We start from the raw sequence: 25,700 nt of genomic DNA on the forward strand, positions 1-25,700 counted from the left end.
CGTAGATTGAGTGCGAAGTCAGGTCGGACAGTCATGAGCAACAAGATGTGGGGTGGCCGCTTCGGGGAAAGTCCTGATGCGATCATGGAGGAGATCAACGTCTCGATCGACGTCGATCAGCACCTCTATGCTCAGGACATCGCCGCGTCAAAGGCTCACGCTGCCATGCTGGCTGCGCAGGGGATCATCACCACCAACGATGCAAAAAACATCGCGGCGGGTCTAGACACGATTTTGTCAGAGATCAAAGCGGGCACGTTCACCTTCAAGCGCGCGCTCGAAGACATTCATATGAATGTCGAAAGCCGGCTCGGCGAGTTGATCGGGCCTGCGGCGGGACGTCTGCATACCGCGCGCTCGCGCAACGATCAGGTCGCGACCGATTTTCGCCTTTATGTGCGTGACGCTATCGACGCTTTCGACGCCGATCTTGCCTCGCTGCAACGTGCGCTGGTGAAGCGCGCGCTCGAGCATGCCGGAACGGTGATGCCTGGCTTCACGCATCTGCAGACGGCGCAGCCGGTGACGTTCGGTCATCATCTGCTCGCCTATGTCGAGATGGTCGCACGCGATCGCGGTCGCTTTGCCGATGCACGCAAGCGTCTCAACGAAAATCCGCTGGGTGCTGCGGCGCTCGCGGGCACGTCGTTCCCGATCGACAGGCGCGCGACGGCATCGGCACTTGGTTTTGAGCGTCCGATGGCGAATTCGCTCGATGCCGTCTCAGATCGCGACTTTGTGCTGGAGACGTTGTCCGCATGCTCGATTGCGGCGGTGCATCTGTCGCGTTTCGCCGAGGAGATCGTGATCTGGACCTCCCCGCTGGTTGGTCTTGTTCACTTGTCGGACAAGTTCACCACTGGCTCCTCGATCATGCCGCAGAAGCGCAATCCCGACGCTGCTGAACTGGTGCGTGCCAAGACCGGACGCATCGTCGGCTCGCTGAATGCGTTGCTGATGGTGATGAAGGGATTGCCGCTCGCCTATCAGAAGGACATGCAGGAAGACAAGGCAGGAGCGATGGAAGCGTTCGCCGCATTGTCGCTGGCGATCCGCGCCATCACCGGCATGGTGCTCGACATCGAACCCGATGAAGCCAGCATGAAAGTTGCCGCAGGCGAAGGCTATGCGACGGCGACCGATCTTGCCGACTGGTTGGTCCGGACGCTGAAAATGCCGTTCCGCGAGGCGCATCATGTCACCGGCCGGATCGTCGCCAAGGCGGCGGAAGCGGGACTGGCGCTGCACAAGCTGCCGCTGGCGGACATGCAGGCGGTCGAGCCTGCCATCACCGAGGACGTGTTCGGTGTGCTGTCGGTGGAGGCTTCGGTCGACAGCCGGACCAGTTTCGGTGGCACTGCTCCCGAAAACGTCCGCGAACAGGCGAAAAACTGGCTTATGCGGCTGGAAAAAGAGCAAAAATCGGGCTGACCCACCGAAGATTGCCGACGCGGGGGCCTCGCCAGAAGCGGCCGTTCTTTGTATGGTGCGGCCCGAATTCAAGGACACCACCGTGAACCGTCTCGTTTCTCACGTTTCCTGGTCGAAACTCGCCACTCTCGGGCTGATTCTGTCTGCCTGCGCGCTTGGCGGTTGCGGCCGCAAAGGCCCGCTCGATCTGCCGCCCGGCGCGGCGCTCACGCCTTCGCAAACTCAGGTCGAAGGCAGCGACGCGCAGACCTATCGCTCGCAATCGTCGTCAGGCTCTTCGGCCGACGAAGGTCTTTTTGCTCCGACCGGGACTCAGGGCAAACAGATGACTGCGCCCCGCGGCGAGAAGAAGCCATTTATTCTCGATCCGATCCTGGATTGAGCCGTCATGCATCATTTCCATTATCGTGACGGCGTTCTTCATGCCGAGGACGTCGATGTAAGCCGTCTGGCGGAAACCGTCGGCACGCCGTTCTATTGCTATTCGACCGCGACGCTGGAGCGCCACTATCGCGTCTTCACCGAGGCCTTCGCAGGTCTCGACACGCTCGTGTGCTACGCGATGAAGGCGAACTCCAACCAGTCGGTACTGCGCACGCTCGCACGGCTCGGTGCGGGCGCCGATGTGGTCTCGGGCGGCGAACTGATGCGCGCCCGCGCGGCGGGGATTCCGGCGGAGAAGATCGTGTTCTCCGGCGTCGGCAAAACCGAGGCCGAACTGCGTCAGGCGCTCGCCGAGAACATCCTCTGCATCAACGTCGAGTCCGAGCCCGAACTCGAACTGCTCTCGCGCATCGCGCACGAGACCGGCACCACCGCGCGCATCTCGCTCCGTCTCAATCCGGACATCGGCGCGGGCGGCCACGCCAAGATTTCCACCGGCAAATCCGAAAACAAGTTCGGTATCCCGCTGGAGGGTGCGCGCGCCGTCTATGCGCGTGCGGCGAAACTGCCGGGCATCCGTGTCACCGGCGTCGATATGCATATCGGCAGCCAGATCACCGATCTCGGCCCGATGGAGGCGGCGTTCACGTTGCTGGTCGATTTCGTCCGCACGCTCCGCTCTGACGGTCACGTGATCGATCATATCGATTTCGGTGGCGGGCTTGGCATTCCCTACGAGAGCGATCTGCCGGTGCCGCCGGCGCCGGATGCCTATGCGGAAGTTGTCAAGCGCGTCACCAGGGGCCTCGACTGCACGCTGATGTTCGAGCCCGGACGCATGATCGTCGGCAACGCCGGAATTCTCGTTAGCCGCGTGATCTATGTGAAGCATGGCGAGGCACGCAATTTCGTCATCATCGACGCTGCGATGAACGATTTGATCCGGCCGACGCTCTACGAGGCGCATCACGAGATTCTTCCCGTGCGTGAAACGTCACTGCAGGCCGAAGGTATCGTCGCCGATGTGGTCGGCCCGGTGTGCGAAACTGGCGATTATCTCGCGCTTGGCCGCCATCTGCCCGCGCTCAAAGCGGGCGATCTCGTGGCGGTGATGTCCTCGGGCGCGTATGGCGCGGTGCAGGCAGGCACCTACAACACCCGTGGGCTGGTGCCGGAGGTGCTGGTCAAGGGCGATCAGTATGCCGTGGTGCGCCCGCGCATCGATCCCGCGCAATTGATCGCGCTGGACCGGACCGCGCCTTGGCTCTGAGCCTTTGATAGCCGGTTCTTTATCGGTTCCGGCCGTGCCTCATTGAGGCCGCCGTGATAGGCTGATCTTCGTTCAACCGGAGATTTTTGTGAGCGGCCAGTCACCCGATTCCCCGCGGACACCTCCTTCTGAGGAGGACGTGCTGCTTCAGACGATCGCGCGCGCGGTGCAACGCGCGCAGCTTGCGATCGCTTGGGAGCGGCTGTGGCCGTCACTCGCGCGGATGCTGACGGTCGCGGGCTTGTTTCTCGCCGCCTCCTGGGCGGGCGTCTGGATGGTGGTGCCGTTTGCCGTGCGCGTCGCGAGCGTTGCGGTCTTCGCCATTGCCGGTATTGCCGCGCTGGTGCCGCTGCTTCGTTTCCGCTGGCCGAGCCGCGAAGAGGCGCTGCGCCGTCTCGACCTCGATTCCGGCATTGCTCATCGGCCCGCCACGGCGCTGACCGACACGCTGAACACGGACGACCCGGTTGCACTTGCATTATGGAGTGCGCAGCGGGCGCGCATGCGTGTATCGCTCGATCGTATCCGTGCACGCCTGCCGTCGCCGGATTTGCCGCGCCATGACCCTTGGGCATTGCGTGCGGCGGCGATCTTGTTGGTGATCGCAACCTTCATCGCGGCCGGTGACGAGCGGACGGCCCGCTTTATTCAGGCTTTCGACTGGAACGGGGTGTTTTCCGGCACGCCGGCGCGCGTCGATGCCTGGATTGATCCGCCGGCCTATACCAACCGTCCGCCGGTCGTGATTTCGGGTGCGCAGAAGACAGCTTCCAATGACGAGGCGATCTCGGTTCCGGCGGGCAGCACGCTGATCGTGCGCGCGAGCGGTGGCTCGCTCGATGTCAGCCTTAGCGGCGGCGTTGTCGCAGCTGCGGACACCGAGGGCAAGCCAAAGGGCACTGACGAGCGTCGGTTCACCATCGGCGGTGACGGCACCGCGCGGGTGCGCTCGCCGTCCTCGCTGCCGCAGTGGTCGTTCAAGGCCATCCCCGACCATGCGCCGACGATCGCGCTTGCGAAGGATCCCGAACGACAGGCGCATGGCGGTCTCGCGCTCGCCTACAAGCTCGAGGATGATTACGGCGTGACCCAGGCGCAGGCGCAGATCGCGTTGCGAACGCCGGACGACGGCACGCCGGAGAAGGCAACGTCGCCATTGTACGATCCGATCGAATTCGTCCTCGGTCTGCCGAGTGCGCGGACGAAGAACGGCGTCGGCCAGACCACGAAGGACCTGAGCGAACATCCCTATGCTGGCGCGGATGTCACGTTGACGCTCATCGCCAAGGATGAGGCTGGCAATGAAGGGCGCAGCGAGCCCTTCAACATGCGGCTGCCGCAGCGGATATTCAACAAGCCGCTCGCCCGCGCATTGATTGAGCAGCGCCGGCTGCTTGCCCTCGACGCAAGCCAGAAGCCGCTGGTGATGATCGCGCTGGAGGCGCTCCTGATCGCGCCGCAGGCCTTCACGCCGGAATCGGGACAATATCTCGGCCTGCGTTCGGTTGCTGACCAGCTTGCCCATGCCAACACGCGCGAAGCACTGCGCGACACGGTAGACAGCCTGTGGGCGCTCGCGGTGGCGATCGAGGACAAGGACGTCACTGATGTCGAGAAGGCTCTGCGCGCCGCGCAGGATGCGCTGAAGCAGGCCCTGGAGCGCGGGGCGAGCGATGAGGAAATCAAGAAGCTCACGCAGGATCTGCGGGCGGCGCTGAGCGATTATCTGCGCCAGTTAGCACAGCAACTGCAAAAGAATCCGCAGGAGCTTGCGCGTCCACTCGACCGTAATGCGCGCGTGATGAGCGAGCAGGATCTCAAGGCTATGATCGATCGCATGGAGCGCCTGTCGCGCTCCGGCGACAAGGAGGCGGCGCAGCAACTGCTCGAACAGATGCAGCAGATGCTGGAGAACCTGCAGATGGCGCAGCCAGGGCAGGGTGATCAGGACATGCAGCAGGCGCTCAATGAGTTGAGCGACCTTGCCCGCAAGCAGCAGCAATTGCGCGACAGGACCTATAGCGAAGGCCAGAACTCGCGCGATGCGGAGAATGGCCGTAATGCGATGGGTAATTTGCAGCGCGAGCAGCAGGCTCTGCGCGATCGCTTGCAGAAGCTGCTCGATGGCATGAAGCAGAAGGGCATGATGCCGGGCCAGCAGGAGGGCCAGCAGCCGGGCGAGGATGGCGAACTTAGCGAGGGTAATCCGCTCGGCGACGCGGACAATGCGATGGGCGAGGCGGGAGGCCAACTCGGCCAGGGCAGCGCGGGTGGCGCGGTGGATGCGCAGGGCCGTGCGGTGGACGCGCTGAAGAAGGGCGCTCAGAATCTTGCGCAGCAGAACCAGGGCGAGGGCGATGGGCAGGGCAACCGCTTTGGTCAACGGCAGAGCGGCGGTCAGGAGACGGATCCGCTCGGGCGTCCGCTAAAGGGTCGCGATTACTCTGACGACCAGAGCGTGAAAATTCCCGGCGAGATCGACGTGCAGCGGGTTCGCCGCATTCTGGAAGAACTGCGTCGGCGGCTTGGCGATAGCTATCGGCCGCAAATCGAACTCGATTACATCGAGCGCCTTCTGAAGGATTATTGAGCCGGCCGTGAGGCGAGCGCGTCGGCCACGGCCGTGCGAATGTCGGCAATCGCAAACGGCTTCGTCACCACATCATGCACGATAGCCTCAAGGCCGGAGGCGCGTTCGCGTTGGTCGGCGAAGCCGGTCATGAGCAGGATCGTCAGCTTGGGATAGTCGCGTGCAACCGCAAGTGCGAGCGCGATGCCGTCCATCACTGGCATCTTGATATCGGTCAGCAGCAAATCGAATGTGCCATCGGCGCGGACGATGATATCGAGCGCCTCGGCGCCGTCCTGCGCGGTGGTGATGTCGTGACCGTCCATTGCGATGGCCCGCGCCACGAGGAGCCGCATGGACTCCTCGTCGTCGGTAATTAGGATTTTTGCCATCAGCTTGCCCCGGCCGCGATGTCCCGACGCTGGAAGAACCGGACGGCGATTTCACGGCCCTCGGCTGGCGGTGATGCAAGACGGGATTTGAACGCCAACCTCTCGCTGGCCTTTAGCACCGGCTGCTCCAGCACGGAATTCCACGCATAAATGTCGGCGCCGTTCTGATCGCGCACGATGAAGCGCAGGCGCGGCAGTTCGACGGGTTTGCGGGTAATGTTCTTCATCGCACCTTCGATCACCAGCACGGGCTTGCCGTTGACCGTCTCCGAGGAGAGCCGGAGGTTGTCGAATTCGAGCCCGCGCAGGTTGACGCCCAGTCCCGCCATCTTGAAGAACGTGCCGGTCTGCGGCATCAGCCGCACGATATCGGCACGCCAGATGACGAGGCCGAGACAGACGGCAGCCATCGCCGTGCTGATGAAAGACAGGCTGACCTTCGGCATCCGCGCGTGCGCCACGACCGGGAGGCGGGAGGTGACCGTGGTCAGGATCGGAGCCTGCAGCATGGGTTGCAACGGGCGCAGCAGGCTTTGCAGCCATTCGGGCTTGCGGGAGACGCGAGGCTCTTCCTCGACATCGGCCTCCTCGTGAGAGGCATATTCGTCGTTCCAGTCGGCGGCGATGGAAGGGCTTTGCACGTGAGGCGTTTCGTCTTCGCGGACAGGCGTTTCCGCCGCGAGTCCCCAGCCTGCATCAACCCCCTCGAAACTGTCGGGCCCGGCCATCGCGGAAGCGGATTCGGGCTTCACGAGCCAGGTTTCGCCGCAGCGCGCGCAGCGCACATTGCGGCCGGCGGCGCTGAATTTCGACGAGTCCACGTCGTAGAATGTCGTACAATGAGGACAGATGATCTGCATAAAACGAATCGCCGAGAGTGAGCCGTCCGCAGTCTATGCGGCGTCCGTTAACGAATCGGAAACCATAACGGCCCCAAGACTGGCGATAGAAATTTCCCTGCTTTGCGGCGGAACTGTTTCCGCCACTGGAGCCGCGCCCTTTTCCGAACGGAGCTGAGCTTGGTCCGATTCGAAAATGTCGGTTTGCGCTATGGGCTTGGTCCGGAGGTGCTGCGGGATCTGACGTTTCAGATTCCGGCACATTCCTTTCAGTTCCTCACGGGGCCGTCTGGCGCAGGCAAGACTTCGCTGCTGCGGATGTTGTTTCTGTCGCTGCGGCCGACACGCGGCCTCGTCAACATGTTCGGGCAGGATATTTCGCTTCTCGACAAGAATGCGGTCGCGCGGTTGCGCCAGCGCATCGGCATCGTGCTGCAGGACTTTCGCCTGCTCGACCACATGACGACGTATGAAAATGTGGCGCTGCCCTTTCGCGTCATGGGCAAGGACGAATCGAGCTATCGCCGCGAAGTAATCGATCTGTTGAAATGGGTCGGGCTTGGCGAGCGGATGGATGCCCTGCCGCCGATCCTCTCCGGTGGTGAGAAGCAGCGCGCGGCGATTGCGCGTGCCGTGATCGCGCGGCCGCATCTTCTGCTGGCCGACGAGCCGACCGGCAACGTCGATCCGTCGCTGGCGCGGCGGCTGCTCAATTTGTTCATCCAGCTCAACAAGACCGGAACCGCCGTTATCATCGCCACTCACGATATCGCCTTGATGGATCAGTATCAGGCACGCCGCATGGTCCTGCATGAATCCAGGCTGCACATCTATGAGTAGGTCTTTCCCGCAGGTGGATCGCAATGGCTGACGCGCGCTACCAGACCGAAGACGATGGTCCGTCGCGCAACTTGTCGCCGATCGTGCCGCGCGGCTCGATGTCCGGCCGCGCGCTGATCGCGGTCGTTGCGATCATGACGTTCCTTGCCTCCATCACCACCGGCGCAGTGCTTCTGGTGCGGGCCTCCGCCGCGCAGTGGCAATCGGATATCGCAAGCGAAATCACGATCCAGTTGCGCGCGACGTCGGGACGCGACATCGAGCGCGACGTCAAGGCGGTGACAGATGCCGTGCGCAGGGAAAGCGGCATCGTCGATGCGCGGGCCTTCACCAAGGAAGAATCCGCCAAACTGCTCGAACCGTGGCTCGGCACCGGGTTCTCCATCGACGATCTGCCGGTGCCACGTATCATCGTGGCGCGGGTGGCGCCGGGTGCCGTGCTCGACATCGCCGGCATGCAGCGGCGTCTCGCCGCGATCGCACCGTCGGTGACGGTGGACGACCATCGAGCCTGGATCGAGCGGATGCGCTCGATGAGCAGCGCGATCGTGCTGGCGGGCACGGGCGTGCTGGCCCTCGTCATTCTGGCCACCGTGATTTCGGTCTCGTTCGCGACGCGCGGCGCGATGGCGGCTAACAGGCCGATCGTCGAGGTGCTGCATTTCGTCGGGGCGCAGGACCGCTTCATCGCCAATCGTTTCTTTCGCCATTTTCTGCGGCTGGGGCTCGAAGGCGGCGTGATCGGCGGGATCGCCGCGATTCTGGTGTTCGGATTTTCGGAATCGATTGCAAGCTGGTTTTCCGGCACGCCTGCGGGCGATCAGTTCGCGGCGCTGCTCGGTACGTTCGCGCTTCCGGCATCCGGTTATCTCGTGCTTGCGGTGCAGGCGCTGCTGATCGCGGCGGTGACAGCATGGGCTTCGCGCCGGACGCTGTTCGCGACGCTCGACGAGATCGATTGACGGTGGCTTGGGAATGATGCGTTGGGAATGATTGCGGGCGGCAGCCGGTTCGTGCATTTTGGGCGCGGGGAAACGATACGATCGGGACGGAGCGCATCGCGGTCATGACCAGCAGGCCGGATCATTCGAAAATGAGCGAAGCCGAGGCGCGGGCGCGCGCCGGCGGCTGGCCGGTGATGCGGTTTCTGGTGTCGTTCGCCGTGATTTTTCTCGCCGGCTTCGCTTGGTTTGCCTCGCAACTGCGCTCTGAGGAAAAGAAGCCCGACCGTCACGCCGATGGAATCGTGGTGCTGACCGGCGGTGCCTCGCGCGTTGCGGACGGACTCGATCTGTTGTCGAGGGGTTACGGCAAACGGCTTCTGATTTCTGGCGTGCATCCGGCCAACGGCACGGCCGACATCCTGCGGGCGCAGCCGGAGAGAGAGGCGCTGCTGAAATGCTGTGTCGATCTCGACCGTTCCGCCGTCAACACCCGCAGCAACGCCACCGAGACCCGACGCTGGGTCAAGGAGCGCGGATTTCATTCGCTGATCGTGGTGACCTCGAACTACCACATGCCGCGCGCGACGGTGGAACTGACGCACGCGATGCCGGATATCGATCTTATCTTCTATCCTGTGGTCAGCGAGGCGTGGCGTGACGAGCCATGGTGGAACAGCTCCGCCGGGGTGCGGCTGGTGGCGCTTGAATATGTGAAGTATCTCGTCGCGCAGGTTCGCGTGCGCCTTGCGGCATTCGGAATCGCTTTCCCCGATTGGGAGGACCAGCCCGGCAAAAGCGGCGCGATCTCCAAGCCGTCGGCATCGGCCGGTTGATGAGCATGACGAGGTTTTCGCTGTTCGCGCGGTCGCTGATCTACAATGTCGTGTTTTATCTCAACACGATCCTCTGGTGTGCGATCGGCCTGCCGACTTACGTGATGCCGCGCTGGGGCATCATCTGGATCGCCAAGACCTGGGCACGCACCAGTGCGTGGCTGCTCACGCTGATCTGCAACGTGAAGGTGGAGTATCGCGGCGTCGAGAATATCCCGGAAGGACCTCTCCTCGTGGCGTCCAAGCATCAGTCCGCGTGGGAAACCTTCGCGCTGATGCCGTTCTTCGATCAGCCCTTGTTCATTCTCAAGCGCGAACTGACGCGGATACCCTTCTTTGGCTGGTATCTCGTCAAGGCGCAGATGATCGGCCTCGACCGCAAATCGGGCGGGCGCGCTCTTCTCCAGATGATGAAGAGCGCGCGCGATCAGGTCAGGCGCGGGCGGCAACTCATCATTTTTCCGGAAGGCACGCGCCGACCGGTCGGCGCGCCGCCGGATTACAAGGTCGGCGTCAGCCAGATTTATGTCAGTTGCGGCGTCACTTGCCTGCCGGTAGCGCTCAATTCCGGCCTGTTCTGGCCGCGACGGACCTTCCTGCGCTATCCCGGTACGCTGGTGGTGGAATTTTTGAAGCCTATTCCAGCAGGTCTTTCGCGCGACGAATTCACCGCGCAGATCTCGTCCGTGATTGAGGACGCGAGCAACCGACTGATCAAAGAGGGGCGGGAAGAGCAGGAGCGGCTGATGGGATTCTCCGCGCCGTAGACCTCCCGGATTATTCCGCCTCTTGCAGCGGTACTTCATTTTGCAGCAGCGTCACCAGACGGTGCAATTGCGCGTCGCGGCAGCCGCGGGTTTCCAGCGCCTTCACCGTCGAGATCACGTAGTCGCGATTCGCGCCCGAAATGCCGCGGCTATGGGCGACGTAGTGCAACTGCTGCTCCACCGTCAGCGCGCCGGCGTATTGTGGGTGGCCGCGATCGACCACGAAAGCCAGTGCCTGAACCCGCTCGCGCGCGTCGCCCTCGATCCAGACCGAACGCAGGACCTCGCGGTAGACCCCGGTAACCTGCTCACGCTCGCGCAGATAATCGAGCGTGACCTTGCGGTTGACCTCGGCGACCCGAAACACGGTCCCCTGGCAGGTGCCGCCGCGATCAAGCCCGAGCACGAGGCCGGGCCGCTCCGCCGTTCCGCGGTGATGGTGAGAAAAAACGCACAGCGCGCGGTGTTCACCGATCAGGCGGGCGGGAAACTCGGCGGTGTATGCGAAGCCGGGACGCCACATCAGCGATCCATAACCGAACACCCACAGGTCGCCCTGGGGCAGATCTTCCTCGGGAATGGGTCTTATCGCCATGAATCGCGCCTTCTGCGGTGAATCATCATCTCTGTTCGGCTGGACTTCAAGGCCTAACGCGGCGATGACTACCTTTCATCCGCCGGATTTGAATGCTTCTGGGACTGTTCATGATGACCTACGCCGAACCACGCGCACCTTTGCCTCGCCGCCGCCGGCTGTGGCCGGTTTTTGTTCCGTCCGCGCTGCTCCTGCTTGCGGCCATCGGCTGGAGCGGGTTCTGGTTCTATGCCGCCAATCAGGTCGACGTGCAGTTTAAGGGATGGCAGGAGCGCGAGGCCAAATCAGGGCGCGTCTACGATTGTTCGCGGCGCGAGGTCGGCGGCTTTCCGTTCCGTTTCGAGGTGCGCTGCGCCGATCCGACGATCTCGCTGACGGCGCAGACCGCCCAGCAATTCGCCACCAAGACGCCGCTGACGGCGAAACTGAGTGAAATCCTCGCCGTTGCCCAGATCTACGATCCCACCCGTGTGATCGCGGAATTCAAGGGGCCGGTCACGGTCAGTGAAACCGGGCAACAGCCGTTCGCAACCGCCAACTGGAGCCTCGGTCACGCCAGCGCCGCAGGTCTGCCGACGCTGCCCAAACGCATTTCCATGGAGTTCAACGATCCTGTCATCGAGCGGATCGTGTCGGGGGTGACTGCGCCGTTCTTCAGTGCCAAGCACGCGGAGTGGCACGTCCGGCTCGTCGAGGGTGAGCTCAACGATCATCCGGTGATCGAAAGCGTGCTGCGCAGCGAGGGTGCGAGCGTGCAGGGTGTCCATCCCGTGCTGGAGGCGCCATTCGACGAGACGGTTCATGTGAAGCTGCGGGGGCTCAACGATTTCGCGCCGAAGTCATGGCCGGAGCGGTTTCGTGAGATCCAGGCCAATGGCGGCGGCATCGATGTTACCGAATCGCGCATTCAGCAGGGCGATACAGTCGCAGTGGCTGCGGGCACGCTCAGCCTGACGCCAAGCGGTCATCTCGACGGCCAGTTGCAGATGACGATTGCGGGCTTCGAGAAAATCGTTCCGGCGCTCGGTCTTGAGAAGGCTCTCGCCGAAGGCGCGCCGCCATCGAATGTCGCGCCGGGCGTCTCGACGCAGGAGGTCAACAAGGTGATCGATTCGCTCGACCGGATCATTCCGGGTCTCGGCAAGGTCGCGCGTAAGAACGCCAATGCGGGACTGATCGCAGGGCTCAACCTGATCGGCCAGCAGACGACGCTCGAGGGCCGCCCAGCGCGCGCGATCACACTGCGCTTCATGGATGGCGCGCTTCTGCTCGGGCCGCTGCGCGTGGCGCAGACCCCGGCGCTGTTCTAGGCCGCAAAATTATTTCGACGGCGCCGGCGCGGCCGGTTTGGAATCCTGCGGCAGCTTTTCCAGCGGGCGACCGAAATTGGCGCCGGATGAATCCTGCCCAAGGTTGACGATGCCGCGGCGGATCGCCCGCGTGCGGGTGAAATGGTCGAACAAGGCCTCACCGTCACCATGGCGGATCGCGCGGGTGAGCTTCGACAGATCCTCCTGGAACGTACCAAGCATCTCCAGCACCGCATCCTTGTTGGCGAGGAAGATGTCGCGCCACATGGTCGGATCGGAAGCTGCGATGCGGGTAAAGTCGCGGAAGCCGCCCGCAGAGAATTTCAGCACCTCCGCCTCCGTCACCTTCTCCATGTCCTCGGCGGTGCCGACGATGGTGTAGGCGATCAGATGTGGCAAATGGCTTGTTACCGCGAGCACCATGTCGTGGTGATCGGGCGACATCGTCTCGACGTTGGCGCCGATGGTGCGCCAGAGCGTTGCGAGCTTTTCGACCGCGGCCGTGTCCGCGTCCGGCAGCGGCGTCAGAATGCACCAGCGATTGATGAAGAGTTCGGCAAAGCCGGAGTCGGGACCGGAGTCCTCGGTGCCAGCGACAGGATGCCCCGGCACAAGGTGAACGGTGTTGGGCAGATGCTTCGCCATGTCACGCGACACCGGCCCTTTGACGGAGCCGACATCGGAGATGATGGCGCCTGCCTTGAGATGTGGCGCGATTTCGGCGGCGACGTCACCACATTTTCCGACAGGCACGCAGACGATGACGAGATCGGAATCCTTCACCGCCTCGAGATTGTTCTGCGCCACGCGGTCGCCCAGTCCGATCTCGGCGGCACGTGTGCGGATAGCGGCGGCCGCATCCGTCACGACCAGTTCGTTGGCGAGGCGCAGCTGCTTGATCGCGCGCGCGATCGACGAGCCGATATGACCAAGCCCGATGATGGTGATGCGATTGAACTGGATCGTGCTCAATTTGACCCCATGAATTCGCGCAGGGCCTCGACCACGAGGTGGTTGGCTTCCTCGGTTCCGACGCTCAGTCGCAGTGCTTGCGGCAGCTTGTAAGCCGTGACCGCGCGCAGGATCAGCCCGCGCTTGGTGAGGAAAGCGTCGGCATCCGCCGCAGTCTTGCCCGGCGTGGTGGGAAAGTGGATCAGAATGAAATTCGCCGCGCTCGGCGTCACGGTGAGGCCGAGCCGCGCGACTTCATCGGTCAGCCAGGCGCGCCATTTTTCATTATGCGCCTGCGCCGCCCGATAGTGTTCGGTGTCGGCGAGCGAGGCGATAGCCGCCTGCATCGCGGGGCCGTTGGCGTTGAACGGATCGCGCACGCGGTTCACCACGTCGATCAGGTGCGACGGCCCGAAGATGAAGCCGAGGCGCACGGCGGCAAGGCCGTGAATCTTCGAGAAGGTCCGCGCCATCACTGTGTTGTCGGTCGCCTTCACGAGTTCGACGCCTGCTTCGTAATCGGCATTCGAGCAGAAATCGGCGTAGGCGGCATCCAGCACCAGCAGCACCTGCGGCGGCAGCTTTTCGCGCAGCCGCTTCACCTCGGCGGCGGTCACGTAGGTGCCGGTCGGGTTGTTCGGATTGGCGAGCCAGACGATCTTCGTGCGCGGCGTGACGGCCGCGAGTATCGCATCGACATCGGCGGTAAGGTTCTTCTCGGCCGCAACGACGTTGGTCGCGCCATTGCTCATGGTCGCGATCGGATAGAGCAGGAAGCCGTGGGTGGTGTGAATCGCCTCGTCGCCTGGACCGAGATAGATGTTGGCGATGGTGTGCAGCAGTTCGCCCGAGCCGACGCCGCAAACGACGTTGGCAGGATCAATATTGAAGCTACTACCAATCGCCTCGCGTAAAAGCCGCGCCGAGCCGTCCGGGTAGATTTCCAGTCCGCCCGCAGTCCGGCTGAACGCCTCTACCGCCTTCGGTGAAGGGCCGAGCGCCGCCTCGTTCGCCGACAGCTTGAACACGCGCCCATGTACGCCGGCGCCGCTTTTGCCGGGGACGTAGGGCGCGATATCAAGGATGCCGGGTTTCGGCACGGGGCGGGACATTATTGGCTCCAAAGAATTCAAGGCGCGGCGGTGCCGGGCGTGGGCACCCTATAGCGCGTTGCGTGGCCGCCGACGAGGGTGGAAGAGCGCACGGATGCGCCGGCATCCGTCAAGGCAGATATGATCTTTTCGACCCCGTCGGTGTGAGCGACTGAGACTAGCAAGGCCGCATTGCCCGACGGGTTATCCGCAACCGCCAGCACGTCGGACAGCGGGGAGAGGGCGCGGGCCGCGGCCGGGCTCCAGCCGCTGACATGCAGGCTCCAGGTCTCGATTTCGGTGACGAGCGCATCGTCCGCCACGCGGGAGATCACGAACACCGGCATCGCGGCCGGATGGTCGGCACGCTCAATAAAAGGCAATCGCGCAATGATTTTCGGTGAGCCTGGCTGTTCGAGCGCGCTCCACCACGGCGTCTGGCTCGATGTTGCCGACACCAGCGCGAGGTCGCCGCGCGATTTCGCTACGGCGTCGACGGCGGCGCCTGCATTGAAATGAGCGAGAAACGGCACGGTGAATCCGAAATGGAAGCGTGCGCTGTCGCGCATCGCGCTATCGCCTGATGACAGATCGGCATGAACGGAGAACGGCGCTTGCACGTAAGTGAAGGTCGAGATGATGACGCGCCAGATGCTCTCCACCGTATCAAGCGGCAGAATGCCGTGATGGCGCGTTGCGAGACGACGCATCATGTCTGCCTCGCGCGCGGGCCGAAATGCGGAGCCGACCTCCTGAGTCTGCTTCACGCGGATCAGGCGGTCGATGATGTCACCGCGCCGCATGAGGAGCGTGTGCACCTGCTCGTCGATCGTATCGATCTCTTGGCGCAGATCCTGAAGGGAGACGGATGAAGGTGTATCTGACATGAGAACAGCTTTCGCAACGATGCGTTCTGATTAGGAAAGACGGTGCCTGAAAGCAAAGAAAACCTTCATGCTTAATGCAGTTTGGTTTCCGCTGGCGTCTTGACGGGCCTCGGGTGCAGGACTATTTTTCCCTTGTTCCGTGGTCATTTGAGCCGGCCGGCTTGCAGCCACGTTAAAGAATTCGCTAAACAGGCCGGGGACATCTGGATCCCGGCCGAACGATTTGGTTCAGGCCGGTTTTTTTGGGCCTGAAGGTCTGGAGATACGATGTCCGATGTTGCGAGCCGACAACCGGCCGGCAAAAAGACCATTCTCAGCGAGGAGCGCGCGCGCGAGGCGGACCATCCGTCGTCGCAGCTTGTTGTGTTCGGCGTCGACAAGCCGCTGCATCTTGATTGCGGCGTCGATCTCTCCCCTTTTCAGATCGCCTATCAAAGCTACGGCACTCTCAACAGCGACCGCTCCAACGCGATCCTGATCTGTCACGCGCTCACCGGCGATCAACACGTGTTCAACACGCATCCTGTCACCGGCAAGCCGGGCTGGTGGCAGACGATGGTGGGACCGGGCAAGCCGATCGATACCGACCGCTATTTCGTGATCTGCTCGAATGTCGTCGGCGGCTGCATGGGCTCGACCGGGCCGTCCTCGACCAATCCCGCAACCGGCAAGCCGTGGGGGCTGGATTTTCCTGTCATCACCATTCCAGACATCGTGCGCGCTCAGGCGATGCTGATCGATCATCTGGGCATCACCAAATTGTTCGCCGTGGTCGGCGGCTCGATGGGTGGCATGCAGACGCTGCAATGGGCAACGGCCTATCCCGAACGGGTGTTTGCGGTGCTTGCGATTGCTTGCGGCGCGCGCCACTCGGCGCAGAATATCGCCTTCCACGAACTCGGCCGTCAGGCGGTGATGGCCGATCCTGACTGGCGACAGGGACGATATTTCGAGCACGGCACGCATCCGCGCCGTGGCCTCGGCGTCGCGCGCATGGCCGCGCATATCACTTATCTGTCGGATGCAGCGCTGCATCGCAAGTTCGGACGCCGCCTGCAGAACCGCGACGAGCCGACCTTCTCGTTCGATGCCGATTTCGAGGTGGAGAGCTATCTGCGTCATCAGGGCTCGTCCTTCGTCGAGCGCTTCGACGCCAATTCCTATCTCTATCTGACCCGCGCGATGGATTATTTCGATATCGCGGCGGATCATGACGGTGTGCTGGCATCGGCGTTTCTGGGCATCAGAACTCGCTTCTGCGTCGTCTCGTTCACCAGCGACTGGCTGTTTCCAAGCTCGGAGGCGCGCGCCGTGGTGCATGCGCTGAACGCGAGCAGCGCGCGCGTCTCCTTCGCTGAAATCACCACCGACAAGGGACACGATGCATTTCTGCTCGACGAGCCAGAATTCTTCGCGATCTCGCGCGCATTCCTGGAATCGGCCGCGAGTACGCATGGCCTGAATACGGTGAGTTGATATGAACGCGCCCGAATTGTTCCGCCCGACAGCGCAACTTCCGAAGATCGACGGCGTTCGCGGCGATCATCTGCTGGTCGCCGAGATGGTCCCGCCGGGCTCCAAGGTGCTTGATGTCGGCTGTGGCGAAGGCGACCTGCTGCAACTGCTGGAAGCACGCGGCATCGATGGGCGCGGCATCGAACTGTCGCGCGAGGGTGTGAATAGTTGTGTAGCCAAGGGCCTTGCGGTGGTGCAGGGCGACGCCGACACCGACCTCGACAATTATCCCGACGATTCGTTCGACTATGTGATCCTGTCGCAGACGCTGCAGGCGACGCGGCAGCCGCGCAAGGTGCTGGAGAATCTCCTGCGCATCGGCAGCCGCGCCATCGTCTCGTTTCCGAATTTCGGTTACTGGCGGATGCGGCTGCAATTGCTGATCAAGGGTCAGATGCCACGTACCGAGAACCTGCCGGCGACGTGGTACGATACGCCGAACATTCATTTCTGCACCATCAAGGATTTCGTCCAGCTTTGCGACGAGATCAATGTTGGGATGGAACGTGCGGTCGCACTGGACCTTAACGGAAGGCCCTTGCGGCTCAATGCGCCGTGGTGGTTCTGGAATATGTTCGGCGAACAAGGTGTGTTTCTGCTCACCCGGCGCAGTTAATCTACGCGGCAAAAACAGGGTATTTCCGCGATTCTTCCGATTTTGATCGCTGGAAGTGACCACAGCATGCTCGTGTAGCGAATACCTGCCATGCACGCGTGAATCGTGCCGTTTTCTCGCCACATCGAAAGGGGTCTTACGCGCCATGTCGCGCTGCGTGCGCGCAAGTATGCGTAAGGAACCTTCGAAGAATGAAACGACCAACTACTCGTCCGCCGTTGCGTCTCGCAGCTTTCGTCATGTGCACCGTTGCGGTTGCGGCGTTCTCCAATCCGGCTGAGGCGCGTCCGCGTCATCACGCCAGGCATCACGTCAGCCACCATCACAGCTACAAGCATCACGCTCATCGCCATGTGCGCCACAGCGCGCGCTGGGGTGCCTTCCGTGCACAGGCGCAGCAGTTCGGCGAGACCAACGCATCGATGGATTCCTCCGGCGGTTTTGGTGGTGGCTTCGGTGGCTCCAGCGTCGTGGCGGAAGCCCGCAGCTATATCGGCAGCGGCAATCCCACCAACCGTGCTCGTCTGTGGTGCGCTCGCTTCATGAACATGGTTTTGCAGAAGACCGGCCATAAGGGCACAGGCTCGGATATGGCCAGCTCGTTCGCCCGTTACGGTCATCGCGTTTCGGGTCCGCAGGTCGGCGCGATCGCAGTGATGAGCCGTCGCGGTGGCGGCCATGTCGGTGTCGTCAGCGGCATCGATGCCAAGGGCAATCCGATCATCATCTCCGGCAACCACGGTCACCGTGTTGCCGAGGCGACCTATTCGCGCGGGCGCGTCTACGCCTATGTGATGCCGTCCAGCTAAAGAATATCGATCGTGTCGCCGGGAGCCACATCGCCCCCGGCGACGACCTCCGCATAGATGCCGCAATGGGTGTGATCGAAACGGTCCATCAGCGTCTGCGGAATGTTCATGTCTCTCTCCGCGGTGACGGGGTCGACATTGGTCGCGGCGCAACGCACGATGTTGCGTGTGACGCGCAGCCGGACATCACCGGCGCGGATTTCCCTTCCCATCAAATCAAGCTCGTGCCAGGCGGGCCATCCCCGGACATACAGATTGGCGCGAAAGCGTAACGGGTTGACTGGCTGTCCGACGGCGCCTTCAATCTCCGACACGCTTGCCAGATTGACGATTGATACGACTTTGGCGGCGATGTCTGAAAAGCTGTGACCGGGTGCTTCAAGCAGCTTCGGCGGTCCTCTCAATTCCGTGGCGAAGTTCGTGGAGAAAAAATCCTCGATTGCCGTTCGCCCCGCAGCGGTGGTGAGATCGCCACGCGCCACTTCCGCGTTGTTATAGGCAATGCTCAGTGTGTGGCTGCGGTCGTCGAAATGGCTGTGCAGAGCTGCCAGCCGTTCGTCGCGCATCAGCATCAGAAAACGGATTTTTGGAAAATGCTTTGGCTGTGCCGGGTCGAAATCGAGCGGGCCATTGGCGATGGCATAGCGCCGGTCTGACGGCAGGGTCTGCCCGTTCTGCAGAGCGGTTCGGGTGAGGCGCTCGGGGGACAGACCCTTGACGGGATAGCGGTAAAGGCTTGCGAGCGTGCCTTGAGCGAGATCAAGCATACCGCTTTGTAGCGGAGGTTCGGGCTGTGCGCCAACGAGATTGAATTTCCGCCTCTGCCCCTTTCGCAAACCAAACCGTAGTCCCACATTATGGCCAAGCCGGGTGCTTCCCGGCCCGCGTCCGGCTGGCTGTGGTCAGGTCGTGCGTAACCCAATGAAGATGCCTACGTCGTGCTTACGAGGCGATGGGGCAGGCTGAGGGAAGGCCATCGAATGAACGTTGAAAAATATACCGACCGTGTGAAGGGGTTCATCCAGTCCGCGCAGTCGCTCGCCCTGCGGGAGGGGCATCAGCAATTTTCTCCGCTCCACATCCTGAAGGTTCTGCTTGACGACAGCGAGGGGCTTGCAGGCGGTCTGATCGACCGTGCAGGTGGCAACTCGCGCGCCATCCTGCAGGCGACCGAGCAGGCGCTCGCCAAACTGCCGAAGGTATCCGGTGGCGGCGCGGGACAGATTTATCTCGCGCCCGAGACGGCGCGGGCTTTCACCGCCGCCGAGCAGGCCGCGGAAAAGGCAGGCGATAGTTTTGTCACCGTCGAGCGCCTGCTTCTGGCGCTGACGCTGGACAAGGACAGCGAGGCCGGCAAGCTGCTCGCGCAGGGCGGCGTCACGCCGCAAAATCTCAATGCCGCGATCAATGCGCTGCGCAAGGGCCGCACAGCCGACAGTGCGTCGGCGGAAAACGCCTATGATGCGTTGAAGAAATACGCCCGCGATCTCACTCAGGCCGCGCGGGACGGCAAGCTCGACCCGGTGATCGGCCGCGACGAGGAAATCCGTCGCACCATCCAGGTTCTATCGCGCCGGACCAAGAACAACCCGGTGCTGATCGGTGAGCCAGGCGTTGGCAAGACCGCCATCGTCGAAGGTCTCGCGCTGCGGATACTCAATGGCGACGTGCCGGAAAGCCTCAAGGACAAGAAGCTGTTGTCGCTCGATCTCGGCGCGATGGTCGCCGGCGCAAAATATCGCGGCGAGTTCGAGGAGCGGCTGAAGGCCGTGCTGCAGGAAGTGACCTCCGCGGAAGGCGGCATCATCCTGTTCATCGACGAGATGCACACGCTGATCGGCGCGGGCAAGGCGGACGGTGCGATGGACGCCTCCAACCTGCTCAAGCCCGCTTTGGCGCGCGGCGAATTGCATTGCATCGGCGCAACCACGCTCGATGAGTACCGCAAGCATGTCGAGAAGGACGCGGCGCTGGCGCGGCGCTTCCAGCCGGTGTTCGTCTCTGAGCCGACCGTCGAGGATACGATTTCGATTTTGCGCGGCCTGAAAGAGAAATACGAACTGCATCACGGCATCCGCATCGCGGATTCCGCGCTGGTGGCTGCGGCCACGCTGTCGAACCGCTACATCACCGACCGCTTCCTGCCCGACAAGGCCATCGATCTGGTGGACGAGGCGGCTGCGCGGCTGAAGATGCAGGTCGATTCCAAGCCGGAAGAACTGGATTCGCTCGACCGCGAAATTATCCGGCTCAAGATCGAGCAGGAGGCGCTGAAGAAGGAAACGGATGCAGGGTCAAAAAGCCGGCTGCAGACGCTGGAAGGCGATCTCGCGGACCTCGAAAAGAAATCGGCCGATCTGACCTCGCGCTGGCAGTCGGAGAAGAGCAAGCTTTCCGACGCCCAGAAGATGAAAAGCGAACTTGAGCAGTTGCGCACCGAACTCGCCAACGCCCAGCGCAAGGGCGAGTATCAGCGTGCGGGCGAACTCGCCTATGGCCGTATCCCAGATCTTGAGAAGAAGCTCGCGGCGGTCGAAGCCAGCGAGAGTACTTCCACCATTGATGAGGCGGTGACCGCCGACAGCATCGCGCAAGTGGTGTCGCGCTGGACCGGTGTGCCCGTCGACAAGATGCTGGAAGGCGAAAAGGACAAGCTGCTGCGCATGGAAGAGATGCTCGGCAAGCGTGTCATCGGCCAGGCGCAGGCGGTGCGTGCGGTTTCGACCGCAGTGCGTCGCGCGCGCGCGGGCCTGCAGGATCCGAACCGGCCAATCGGCTCGTTCATGTTCTTGGGGCCCACCGGCGTCGGCAAGACCGAGCTTACGAAAGCGTTGGCGGAGTATCTATTCGACGACGAGACTGCGCTCGTACGCATGGACATGTCCGAATACATGGAGAAGCACTCGGTCGCCCGGCTGATCGGCGCGCCTCCGGGCTATGTCGGCTATGATGAGGGCGGCGCGCTCACCGAAGCGGTGCGGCGCAGACCGTATCAGGTCGTGCTGTTCGACGAGATCGAGAAGGCGCATCCGGACGTGTTCAACGTTCTGCTGCAGGTGCTCGACGACGGCCGCCTCACCGACGGTCAGGGTCGCACCGTGGACTTCCGCAACACGCTGATCATCATGACCTCGAACATCGGCGCGGAATTCCTCGTCAACCAGCCGGAGGGCGAGGACACCAACGCCGTGCGCGATCAGGTGATGGGCATGGTGCGCACGCACTTCCGCCCGGAATTCCTGAACCGCATCGACGAGATCATCCTGTTCCATCGCCTGCAGAAGAGCGAGATGGGCAGCATTGTCGAAATCCAGTTCAACCGACTGCGCAAGCTCCTGGAAGATCGCAAGATCGACCTCGTGCTCGACAAGAAGGGGCGCGACTGGCTTGCCGAGAAGGGCTGGGACCCGGCCTATGGCGCGCGTCCGCTCAAGCGCGTGATCCAGCGCAGCGTGCAGGATCCGTTGGCGGAAATGGTGCTCGCGGGCGAGGTGCAAGACGGCGCGACCGTGAAGATTTCGGCCGGCAAGGACGGCCTGACCTTCAATGGCAAGCCGGTCGGCGAAGATGCCTCGGATCTCGACGAGGCGCCGATGCCGAAGCGGGTGCTGAACTGAATTTCAGTCTGTTGGATGCGCCTGAGAAATGAAAAGCCCGGCTTTAGCCGGGCTTTTTGTATCGCGAAGGCCAATGGGATCTCAGCGCACGCTGGCCGAGGAAGAAATCGGTGGCAGACTCGGCACGCGGTTGGCAGGCGCTTGCGTGACGACCGGCTGGTTTTGCGCGACCTTTGGCGCGCTGCGGCTCGCCATCATCGCATCGATCCGGTCGCGTTCGCTTTCGAACGCGGTGAGCAGCCCGCCTTCGAGCGAGCGCCCGCGCGGCAGCTTCACGCGCATCGGGTCGACGAAGCGGCCGTTGACGAGAATTTCGTAGTGGACGTGCGCGCCGGTGGACATGCCGGTCGAGCCGACGAAGCCAATCACCTGCCCCTGACGCACGCGCTTGCCTGGCTCCATACCCTTGGCGAAGGCGCTCATGTGGCCGTAGGCCGTCTCGTACCCGTTGGGATGCTTGATGCGGATATATTTGCCGTAACCACCTTCCCATTCCGCCTTTTCGATCACGCCGTTGCCGGAGGCGAAGATCGGCGTGCCGTAGGCGGTGGCCCAGTCCACGCCAGTATGCATCTTGGTGTAGCCGAGGATCGGGTGGCGGCGTCCGCCGAAGCCGGAGCGCATGATGGCGTTGTTGACGGGCTTGCGGACCAGGAATTTCTTCGCGCTCTTGCCAGTGTCGTCATAGTAATCGACGACGCCGTCGTCGGGGGTCTGGAAGCGATAGTATTTCTTGGTTTCGCCGCCTGTGGTCAGTGCGGCGTAGAGGACTTCGGGCTTTTCGTTGGCGGAAGGTGTTTCGTCTTCTCCGGCAAAGAACACTTCGAACGAATCGCCGGCCTGCACTTTCCTCTGGAAATCGACGTCATAGGAATAGATGCGGACCATGTCGCCGATGACCTGCTGCGGGACCTTGTCGCGCATGGCCGTCTCGTAGATGCTCTGGTAGAGGCGGATGCCGGTGCCGTCATCGTCTTCGTCGTCATCGTCACTCGAATTGGACGCCATTTCCATCGAGGTGTTGAAGCTCTGTACGTCGACCGCGACGTATTTGCCGAGATCGGAGAGGGCGGCGACGGCTTCAATCGCGGTTTCGTTGGCGACGATCACTCGCACCGGCTGCAGTGGCAGACCGGGACCGGCCGGCGCCATCAGGATGCGCAGCTTGAGACCTTCCTTGAGGCCGCCGTCACGCCCGCGCGGGCCGAGCTGGGAGGCGATGGCGCGGGCGTCGCTGGGGCTGGCGCCTTCGTCGCGCAGAATCGATTCGACGCTCTCGCCCTTCTTGACGACGCGGACGCGCTCGGCGGCATCCGAACCGCCGGTGGTCTGCTGACGGGTCTTGGCGAGAAGCGTGACGTTTTCGGGAATCAGGCGGGCCTCGAAACCGCGATAGGGGTCGATACCGCCTTCCGAGGCATAGGCCATCTTCAGGCCTGACGAGCCGTTATAGGCATAGCGGACACCGGAATTTCCGCGCCAGTTCGTAGCATTGCGCACCTGCATCAGCACGTCTTCCGCAGGCACGGTGGCCGCGATTTTTGCATGCGGCAGCACGCTGCCGAGGTCGCGCATGACGAACGAGACCTCTGCATCAGGCTCGGCGGCCGCACCCGGATTGCGCGAATCGTCGCCATCGGACGCAGGGCTGCCGACGTCAGTCAGCAGGCGCTGGGCGTCGAAGGGAGGCACTTTCGAAGCGAGATCGGTCGAGGAGAGCGACAGGTTACCGGCGATTCGCACGAACGGACGGACGCGCACGACCTCGCGATTACCGACCTTCGCGACCATCGAAACCTTGATGACCTGGCGGGCAGCGGTGGCCTCGCTCGGCGGCGGCAGGCGATCGCTCTTGCGGGCAACGGCGTTCTTGTCGGCGCCGCCGAAGGCGCCACGCAGCGCTGTTTCCATGCGTTCGGGCACCTTGGCGAAAGTGGTTTCGCCATCAAGGGACGCAAAAACGGCGCCGCCGATCAGGGCTGCGCCGCAAAGGCCTGTGAGAATGGTGCCGCTGAACCATTGCACGGAGACGCTGCGGCGATCGATGACGGCGGCTTCCGAGCCGTCGACCGACAATGGCGGTTCATGGCCGAGATCTATCGGCGCGGAACGTCCGTATTGTCCGCCTGTCGTCCTCTGGTGCAAGCCGTAGTCCCCAACTGGTCTGTTCAGCGGGCTGAAAGAGCCGCGCTCAAGCTCGTCCGGTCGATCCGCCGCCCCCGCGGGGAGACACAAGTGATAGCCGAAAACGCCGATCTTCGAAATATGCCGGTCGGGACCAACAAATTTCTTTGCCCAGAACGTCGGAGGAATGTGGCTCAAGTGCGGCGTGAGGCCCATTCAAGCCAATCAATTCAGGGACTTCTTGAATTTTGGTGCGTTGCGACGATTTTTTGACATGGGCGTTGACAAGCTCTGATGCCCAGGCCTATAACCCGACCACTGAGCGCGGCGGCGCCGGGGCAAACAGCCCAGGAGATGCTTCCGCGCCTGTCAAGCTCCTCTCCGCGGTGAGTGAAAAAACAGCCGATAGTTGTCGGTTGTCATTCGGCGTCGGATTGGTAGCGAAGTCTCTTTAAGTAGAGACACTAGAGATTTTCACCCAGTCATGGGTGAGTGAAACCCTCGGGTTTCGGGCTGTTTGACAAGTAAAGATGAAGAAAGAGAAACGTGGACGGCGGAGTCCTTGCGGGTCTCGCAATTGAAAGCTTCGGCTTTTGGTTCGGGACCGGACGAAAGACTTCGGCGGTACACGTTTCAAAGGTTACACCATCGTTGTCAGCGATGTGAATCGCAGACAGCAAGTTGGCTTCGGCTAACAATGGTGGGACCTCGTCAAACGTTGTGATCAGCCGGTTCAAAGTTCAAGTCCAACTTGAGAGTTTGATCCTGGCTCAGAGCGAACGCTGGCGGCAGGCTTAACACATGCAAGTCGAGCGGGCGTAGCAATACGTCAGCGGCAGACGGGTGAGTAACGCGTGGGAACATACCTTTTGGTTCGGAACAACACAGGGAAACTTGTGCTAATACCGAATAAGCCCTTACGGGGAAAGATTTATCGCCGAAAGATTGGCCCGCGTCTGATTAGCTTGTTGGTGAGGTAACGGCTCACCAAGGCGACGATCAGTAGCTGGTCTGAGAGGATGATCAGCCACATTGGGACTGAGACACGGCCCAAACTCCTACGGGAGGCAGCAGTGGGGAATATTGGACAATGGGCGCAAGCCTGATCCAGCCATGCCGCGTGAGTGATGAAGGCCCTAGGGTTGTAAAGCTCTTTTGTGCGGGAAGATAATGACGGTACCGCAAGAATAAGCCCCGGCTAACTTCGTGCCAGCAGCCGCGGTAATACGAAGGGGGCTAGCGTTGCTCGGAATCACTGGGCGTAAAGGGTGCGTAGGCGGGTCTTTAAGTCAGAGGTGAAAGCCTGGAGCTCAACTCCAGAACTGCCTTTGATACTGAGGATCTCGAGTTCGGGAGAGGTGAGTGGAACTGCGAGTGTAGAGGTGAAATTCGTAGATATTCGCAAGAACACCAGTGGCGAAGGCGGCTCACTGGCCCGATACTGACGCTGAGGCACGAAAGCGTGGGGAGCAAACAGGATTAGATACCCTGGTAGTCCACGCCGTAAACGATGAATGCCAGCCGTTGGGGAGTTTACTCTTCAGTGGCGCAGTTAACGCTTTAAGCATTCCGCCTGGGGAGTACGGTCGCAAGATTAAAACTCAAAGGAATTGACGGGGGCCCGCACAAGCGGTGGAGCATGTGGTTTAATTCGACGCAACGCGCAGAACCTTACCAGCCCTTGACATGTCCAGGACCGGTCGCAGAGATGTGACCTTCTCTTCGGAGCCTGGAGCACAGGTGCTGCATGGCTGTCGTCAGCTCGTGTCGTGAGATGTTGGGTTAAGTCCCGCAACGAGCGCAACCCCCGTCCTTAGTTGCTACCATTTAGTTGAGCACTCTAAGGAGACTGCCGGTGATAAGCCGCGAGGAAGGTGGGGATGACGTCAAGTCCTCATGGCCCTTACGGGCTGGGC

General features: G+C 62.2%; 21 protein-coding genes, 1 rRNA gene and 1 riboswitch (1 of these 23 only partly in view). Of the genes, 14 read left to right on the forward strand and 8 right to left on the reverse strand.

Annotation, left to right across the window (positions count from 1 at the left end; translation table 11 throughout):
- Nucleotides 1-33: 33 nt before the first annotated feature.
- The 4 genes from argH to HMPREF9697_RS16785 all read left to right on the forward strand — a co-directional run bounded on the left by argH (nucleotide 34) and on the right by HMPREF9697_RS16785 (nucleotide 5,675).
- Entirely contained in the window at nucleotides 34-1,431 is a 1,398-nt protein-coding gene (gene argH, locus HMPREF9697_RS16770) for an argininosuccinate lyase (protein WP_002718436.1), read from the forward strand.
- Between the two features lie 82 nt (nucleotides 1,432-1,513).
- Nucleotides 1,514-1,813: an LPS translocon maturation chaperone LptM gene (gene lptM / locus HMPREF9697_RS16775; protein ID WP_244597808.1), complete on the forward strand. Its 300-nt coding sequence runs from the start codon at nucleotides 1,514-1,516 to the stop codon at nucleotides 1,811-1,813.
- Between the two features lie 6 nt (nucleotides 1,814-1,819).
- Entirely contained in the window at nucleotides 1,820-3,085 is a 1,266-nt protein-coding gene (gene lysA, locus HMPREF9697_RS16780) for a diaminopimelate decarboxylase (protein ID WP_002718438.1), read from the forward strand.
- A gap of 88 nt (nucleotides 3,086-3,173) precedes the next feature.
- Nucleotides 3,174-5,675, forward strand: coding sequence for a TIGR02302 family protein (locus HMPREF9697_RS16785; RefSeq protein ID WP_040307993.1), 2,502 nt, complete (start codon nucleotides 3,174-3,176; stop codon nucleotides 5,673-5,675).
- Here the strand turns inward: HMPREF9697_RS16785 and HMPREF9697_RS16790 are convergent.
- Together HMPREF9697_RS16790 and HMPREF9697_RS16795 are read right to left on the reverse strand one after the other, a co-directional pair.
- The gene (locus tag HMPREF9697_RS16790) at nucleotides 5,669-6,046 is read right to left on the reverse strand and encodes a response regulator (protein ID WP_002718440.1); all 378 of its coding nucleotides are present in this window, start codon (nucleotides 6,044-6,046) and stop codon (nucleotides 5,669-5,671) included. The genes HMPREF9697_RS16785 and HMPREF9697_RS16790 overlap by 7 nt on opposite strands.
- Nucleotides 6,046-6,906, reverse strand: a complete 861-nt coding sequence (locus HMPREF9697_RS16795) for a zinc-ribbon domain-containing protein (protein WP_002718441.1) — start codon at nucleotides 6,904-6,906, stop codon at nucleotides 6,046-6,048. Before HMPREF9697_RS16795 ends, HMPREF9697_RS16790 begins: the two co-directional genes overlap by 1 nt.
- 159 nt (nucleotides 6,907-7,065) lie before the next feature.
- Between HMPREF9697_RS16795 and ftsE the strand changes: the two genes are divergently transcribed.
- The 4 genes from ftsE to HMPREF9697_RS16815 all read left to right on the forward strand — a co-directional run bounded on the left by ftsE (nucleotide 7,066) and on the right by HMPREF9697_RS16815 (nucleotide 10,269).
- Nucleotides 7,066-7,725, forward strand: a complete 660-nt coding sequence (ftsE, locus tag HMPREF9697_RS16800) for a cell division ATP-binding protein FtsE (RefSeq protein WP_002718442.1) — start codon at nucleotides 7,066-7,068, stop codon at nucleotides 7,723-7,725.
- A 23-nt stretch (nucleotides 7,726-7,748) separates the two neighbouring features.
- A complete protein-coding gene (locus tag HMPREF9697_RS16805) occupies nucleotides 7,749-8,687 on the forward strand; it encodes a cell division protein FtsX (RefSeq protein ID WP_002718443.1) in 939 nt (312 codons plus the stop codon).
- A 104-nt stretch (nucleotides 8,688-8,791) separates the two neighbouring features.
- Nucleotides 8,792-9,502: a YdcF family protein gene (locus tag HMPREF9697_RS16810; protein WP_040307994.1), complete on the forward strand. Its 711-nt coding sequence runs from the start codon at nucleotides 8,792-8,794 to the stop codon at nucleotides 9,500-9,502.
- Nucleotides 9,502-10,269: a lysophospholipid acyltransferase family protein gene (locus HMPREF9697_RS16815; protein ID WP_002718445.1), complete on the forward strand. Its 768-nt coding sequence runs from the start codon at nucleotides 9,502-9,504 to the stop codon at nucleotides 10,267-10,269. Before HMPREF9697_RS16810 ends, HMPREF9697_RS16815 begins: the two co-directional genes overlap by 1 nt.
- A 10-nt stretch (nucleotides 10,270-10,279) precedes the next feature.
- Here the strand turns inward: HMPREF9697_RS16815 and HMPREF9697_RS16820 are convergent, their stop codons facing one another.
- Nucleotides 10,280-10,864, reverse strand: a complete 585-nt coding sequence (locus tag HMPREF9697_RS16820) for a gamma-glutamylcyclotransferase (RefSeq protein ID WP_002718446.1) — start codon at nucleotides 10,862-10,864, stop codon at nucleotides 10,280-10,282.
- A gap of 92 nt (nucleotides 10,865-10,956) precedes the next feature.
- Here HMPREF9697_RS16820 and HMPREF9697_RS16825 point away from each other — a divergent pair, with 92 nt between their 5' ends.
- Nucleotides 10,957-12,174, forward strand: coding sequence for a DUF2125 domain-containing protein (locus tag HMPREF9697_RS16825; protein WP_002718447.1), 1,218 nt, complete (start codon nucleotides 10,957-10,959; stop codon nucleotides 12,172-12,174).
- A gap of 9 nt (nucleotides 12,175-12,183) precedes the next feature.
- On the opposite strand, the gene HMPREF9697_RS16830 is transcribed toward HMPREF9697_RS16825, so the two are convergent.
- The 3 genes from HMPREF9697_RS16830 to HMPREF9697_RS16840 are packed head-to-tail and all read right to left on the reverse strand — an operon-like array spanning nucleotide 12,184 to nucleotide 15,103.
- Entirely contained in the window at nucleotides 12,184-13,146 is a 963-nt protein-coding gene (locus tag HMPREF9697_RS16830; protein WP_002718448.1) for a prephenate/arogenate dehydrogenase family protein, read from the reverse strand.
- Nucleotides 13,143-14,237: a histidinol-phosphate transaminase gene (gene hisC / locus HMPREF9697_RS16835; RefSeq protein WP_002718449.1), complete on the reverse strand. Its 1,095-nt coding sequence runs from the start codon at nucleotides 14,235-14,237 to the stop codon at nucleotides 13,143-13,145. Before hisC ends, HMPREF9697_RS16830 begins: the two co-directional genes overlap by 4 nt.
- 17 nt (nucleotides 14,238-14,254) lie before the next feature.
- Entirely contained in the window at nucleotides 14,255-15,103 is an 849-nt protein-coding gene (locus HMPREF9697_RS16840) for a chorismate mutase (protein WP_002718450.1), read from the reverse strand.
- Between the two features lie 129 nt (nucleotides 15,104-15,232).
- Nucleotides 15,233-15,312: riboswitch (SAM riboswitch) on the forward strand.
- Nucleotides 15,313-15,370: 58 nt separating this feature from the next.
- Here HMPREF9697_RS16840 and metX point away from each other — a divergent pair.
- The 3 genes from metX to HMPREF9697_RS16855 all read left to right on the forward strand — a co-directional run bounded on the left by metX (nucleotide 15,371) and on the right by HMPREF9697_RS16855 (nucleotide 18,043).
- Complete coding sequence (gene metX / locus HMPREF9697_RS16845; RefSeq protein ID WP_002718451.1) at nucleotides 15,371-16,579, forward strand: homoserine O-acetyltransferase MetX; 1,209 nt, start codon at nucleotides 15,371-15,373, stop codon at nucleotides 16,577-16,579.
- A 1-nt stretch (nucleotide 16,580) separates the two neighbouring features.
- Nucleotides 16,581-17,234, forward strand: a complete 654-nt coding sequence (metW, locus tag HMPREF9697_RS16850; protein WP_002718452.1) for a methionine biosynthesis protein MetW — start codon at nucleotides 16,581-16,583, stop codon at nucleotides 17,232-17,234.
- 191 nt (nucleotides 17,235-17,425) lie between these two features.
- Nucleotides 17,426-18,043 carry a TIGR02594 family protein gene (locus HMPREF9697_RS16855; protein ID WP_002718453.1) on the forward strand — a complete coding sequence of 206 codons (618 nt, stop codon included), beginning with the start codon at nucleotides 17,426-17,428 and terminating at the stop codon, nucleotides 18,041-18,043.
- On the opposite strand, the gene HMPREF9697_RS16860 is transcribed toward HMPREF9697_RS16855, so the two are convergent.
- Nucleotides 18,040-18,810: an MOSC domain-containing protein gene (locus tag HMPREF9697_RS16860; protein WP_002718454.1), complete on the reverse strand. Its 771-nt coding sequence runs from the start codon at nucleotides 18,808-18,810 to the stop codon at nucleotides 18,040-18,042. The two genes, HMPREF9697_RS16855 and HMPREF9697_RS16860, sit on opposite strands and share 4 nt — an antisense overlap.
- Nucleotides 18,811-19,023: 213 nt before the next feature.
- On the opposite strand from HMPREF9697_RS16860, the gene clpB reads away from it, so the two are divergent.
- A complete protein-coding gene (gene clpB / locus HMPREF9697_RS16865; protein ID WP_002718455.1) occupies nucleotides 19,024-21,660 on the forward strand; it encodes an ATP-dependent chaperone ClpB in 2,637 nt (878 codons plus the stop codon).
- Nucleotides 21,661-21,741: 81 nt separating this feature from the next.
- On the opposite strand, the gene HMPREF9697_RS16870 is transcribed toward clpB, so the two are convergent.
- Nucleotides 21,742-24,000, reverse strand: coding sequence for a M23 family metallopeptidase (locus HMPREF9697_RS16870; protein WP_002718456.1), 2,259 nt, complete (start codon nucleotides 23,998-24,000; stop codon nucleotides 21,742-21,744).
- 531 nt (nucleotides 24,001-24,531) lie between these two features.
- Between HMPREF9697_RS16870 and HMPREF9697_RS16875 the strand changes: the two genes are divergently transcribed.
- Nucleotides 24,532-25,700, forward strand: a 16S ribosomal RNA gene (locus HMPREF9697_RS16875); it runs 320 nt beyond the window's last position.

The sequence above is a fragment of the Afipia felis ATCC 53690 genome, from assembly GCF_000314735.2.
Taxonomy (GTDB): domain Bacteria; phylum Pseudomonadota; class Alphaproteobacteria; order Rhizobiales; family Xanthobacteraceae; genus Afipia; species Afipia felis.